This is a genomic window from Pseudomonas sp. UBA3153 (assembly GCF_002364635.1).
In the GTDB taxonomy this organism is placed as follows: Bacteria; Pseudomonadota; Gammaproteobacteria; order Pseudomonadales; family Pseudomonadaceae; genus Pseudomonas_O; species Pseudomonas_O kuykendallii.
In genome coordinates this window covers 1-3,202 of sequence record NZ_DEYR01000049.1, presented here as the reverse complement: position 1 = coordinate 3,202, position 3,202 = coordinate 1, and the positions used below count along the sequence as shown (strand labels likewise).

Genomic DNA, 3,202 nt, shown 5'->3' with positions numbered 1-3,202 from the left:
CTCGGCGCAGCACGGCGTGCAGCGCGCGCGGCAACTGGCCAGGCAGTTTCGCGGCCTGTTGCGGCGGGCGCCGGTCGAGCCGCGCGAGGATGCGCAGGACCCGCGCTGGCTCGGCTGTCTGCTGGCCTTCGCCTATCCCGACCGCATCGCCCGCCAGCGCCGGGCCGGTGGCGCCGAGTACCGCCTGGCCAATGGCCGCGCGGCGCAGTTCGGCGAGGCCGATGCGCTGATGAAGGAGCCCTGGCTGGTGGTCGCCGACCTCGGCAGTCGCCAAGGCCAGCGCGAGGAACGCATCTACCTGGCGGCCGCGCTCGACCCGACGCTGTTCGAGGGGCCGCTGGCCGAGCAGGTCGCCACGCTGGAAGTGCTCGACTGGGACGAGCGCGAAGGCGTGCTGCGCGCCGAACGCCAGCGGCGCGTCGGCGAGCTGGTGCTGGGTAGCGAGGCGCTGAGCGGCCTGGAGGACGCCGCGCGGGCGCGCGCACTGGTCGGCCTGGTGCGGCGCAAGGGTCTGGAACTGCTGGCCTGGACCCCCGAGCTACGCCAGTGGCAGGCGCGCATCGGCCTGCTGCGCGAGCTGGACCTCCAGGCCGGCGGCGCCAGCGAATGGCCGGATGTCGGCGATGCGGCGCTGCTGGCGAGCCTGGAAGACTGGCTGGCGCCATACCTGGGCAAGGTCTCGCGGCTCAGCCATTTCGCCGCGCTGGACCTGGCCGGGATACTTCAGGGGCTGCTGCCCTGGCCGCTGCCGCAGCGCCTCGACGAACTGTCGCCGAAAGCCCTGGAGGTGCCGTCCGGCTCGCGCATCCGCCTGGACTACACGGACTTTCCTCCGGTGCTCGCGGTGCGTCTGCAGGAGCTGTTCGGTCTGGCCGACACGCCGCGCATCGCCGGGGGCCGGCTGGCGGTGAAGCTGCACCTGCTGTCGCCGGCGCGGCGCCCGGTGCAGGTCACCCAGGACCTGGCGAGCTTCTGGAGCAACACCTATCTGGACGTGAAGAAGGACCTCAAGGGCCGCTATCCGAAGCACTACTGGCCAGACGACCCGCTGATCGCCGAGCCCACCGCGCGGGCCAAGCCGCGGCGCTAGGAACCCGTTCGAGCGTCGCGCCCGACCCGTACAGGGCTATGGCCGCTCGCGGGGTGGTGGGAACGCCGTCATTCCTTGCGCAGCTGCAGATCGGCGCCGGTCGCGCGCAGCGCCCGATAGGCCCGGTCGAGGTCGTCGCGCAGTTTCTGCGCGTTGGCGCTGCGCGCCGAAATGATGAACTTGATCGGCACCCGCGCCAGCGGCACAGACGGCGGTGGCGCGATACCCAGTTCCTTCGCCGCCTGGTTCACCGACTGGTCGTAGTCGAGCAGGAAGTCCCCGCGCCCGCGGTCGAGCATCAGCAGCGCGGCGGTGTGCGTGCTGGTGCGGTGCTGGCGCAACTGCAGCGCGGGGTCCTGCAGCGCCGCGTTGATCTGCGGCCAATAGGTGTAGCCGGTGATCAGAATGACATCGCGGGCGGCTAGGTCGCGGGGAAACGCCGGGGTCGGGCCGCCGGGACGGTAATAGAGGTTGAGGCTGATTTCCGCCAGCTGCTCGTTGGCTTCCAGGGTTTGGCCCTGAAGGTTGGGCTTGCCCGGCGAGCCCGGCCAGATGTCGATGCTGCCGTCGACCAGCCCGGCATAGAGGCGCGCGCTGGGCAGTTCGCGAAAGCTCACGCGGTAGCCGGCGTTGTGCAGCAGCAGGCGGGTGAGGTCGACCAGAGAGCCCCGGGCTTCGCCGCGGGCGTCGGCGTAGATCGCCGGCGGCGAGTTGTAGTACCCCACCTTGACCAGCTGTTGCGGCGGTTCCGGCGCGCGGCCGGCGAAGCTGGCACCGCAGAACAGCGCGCCGAGCAGGGACAGAAGCAGTCGTGGAGATTTCGACATCGGTTTTCGCTGCGGCCTGGGACCGTCTTGTCACCCATCGACAGCGGAAGGCGCCGTCGTATCGACCGCAGTGTAATTCGGTTTTCGCGTCGGTAGCGGCGTTTTGCTATCGGATCGGTCAGCTTTTTTCTTCGATCAGCATGAAGAGCCGGAACATCGCCACGCTGGCGAACAGCTGCACGAAGCCGATCGCGCAATCGAGCAGCACGCTGGGCAGGAACGCCGGATCGTCGCCGAGCCAGCCGGACGACCAGGCGCCGAGCAGCCAGAGCGGCAGCATCGTGCTGAGCACCAGCGCGAGAATCTGCAGGAAGTGCCCCTGGGTCAGGCGATAGCTGTCGCGCAGCGCCGGCAGCGGCGGCATCCCGCGCAGCACCAGCAGGTACTCGGAGAACGCCAGCTTGACCATCACGAAGATCGCCGGCAGCACCAGCAGCGACATACCGAGCATGATCAGCAGGCTGGTGATCGCCGTGAGCAGTGCCAGCCGCGGCCACAAGCCCAGCGCGCCGGCCCAGAGCCGGGCGGTGCCGGGCGTTTCGCCACGGCTGCGGCTGTCGAGGAAGAGAATCAGCGATCCGGTGTAGAGCGGGTAGAACAGCAGCCCCAGCAGCACCTCGTAACCGGCCGACGGTTGCGTGCCGTCGACCGCCCGCAGCGCCTGGCGGCTGAGCGATTCAAGGGCCAGCGGCGGCAGGCAGAGCAGGGCGATGGCGCCCAGGTGGCGGCTGAAGAAGAACCAGGAGTCACGCAGGATCGGAAGCGGATTCATCGAACTCGACGGGCATGCAGGGAAGGGCCGCCACTGTAGCGGAAGACCCGGAACTGGCCAAACGGCCTCTGTGCACCGGGCGGGTTTACTCAACCTTTACGCGCGCCGGCGTTGAAATCGCCACGGCCAGTCGCACATTGAACACGTGGCGGGCCCACCCGCAGACACCGAATTTCCACAGATCGGAGACGTGCCATGCAATCCGAAGAACAGCAGGTGATCGACGGACTCTTCAACCGCCTGAAGGACGCCGAGGCGCAGTCCGCTGCGCGTGACGCCCAGGCCGAGGCGCTGATCAACGAACACATCGCCCGGCAACCCGCCGCGCCCTACTACATGGCCCAGGTCATCCTGATCCAGGAGGCCGGCCTCAAGCGCCTGGACCAGCGCGTGCGCGAGCTGGAGGCGCAGCTCGAACAGGCGCAGCGGCAGCGCCCGGCGCAGGGCGGTGGCGGTTTCCTCGCCGGGTTGTTCGGCGCCGGTCCGTCGCGCTCCGCGGCACCGGGCGCGGAG

At 69.6% G+C, this 3,202-nt stretch carries 4 protein-coding genes; 2 read left to right on the top strand and 2 right to left on the bottom strand.

Features of this window, described 5'->3' with window-relative positions:
- The coding region (locus B2X67_RS13205; protein WP_286785767.1) for an ATP-dependent helicase C-terminal domain-containing protein at window positions 1-1,090 on the top strand (1,090 nt) is incomplete at its 5' end.
- Between the two features lie 68 nt (window positions 1,091-1,158).
- Here the strand turns inward: B2X67_RS13205 and B2X67_RS13200 are convergent.
- Together B2X67_RS13200 and B2X67_RS13195 are read right to left on the bottom strand one after the other, a co-directional pair.
- The gene (locus tag B2X67_RS13200) at window positions 1,159-1,917 is read right to left on the bottom strand and encodes a substrate-binding periplasmic protein (RefSeq protein ID WP_286785766.1); all 759 of its coding nucleotides are present in this window, start codon (window positions 1,915-1,917) and stop codon (window positions 1,159-1,161) included.
- A 118-nt stretch (window positions 1,918-2,035) separates the two neighbouring features.
- A complete protein-coding gene (locus B2X67_RS13195) occupies window positions 2,036-2,689 on the bottom strand; it encodes a YciC family protein (RefSeq protein WP_286785765.1) in 654 nt (217 codons plus the stop codon).
- Window positions 2,690-2,884: 195 nt separating this feature from the next.
- Here B2X67_RS13195 and B2X67_RS13190 point away from each other — a divergent pair.
- Window positions 2,885-3,202, top strand: a 318-nt coding sequence (locus B2X67_RS13190) for a DUF2076 domain-containing protein (RefSeq protein WP_286785764.1), incomplete at its 3' end; no start/stop codon positions are given.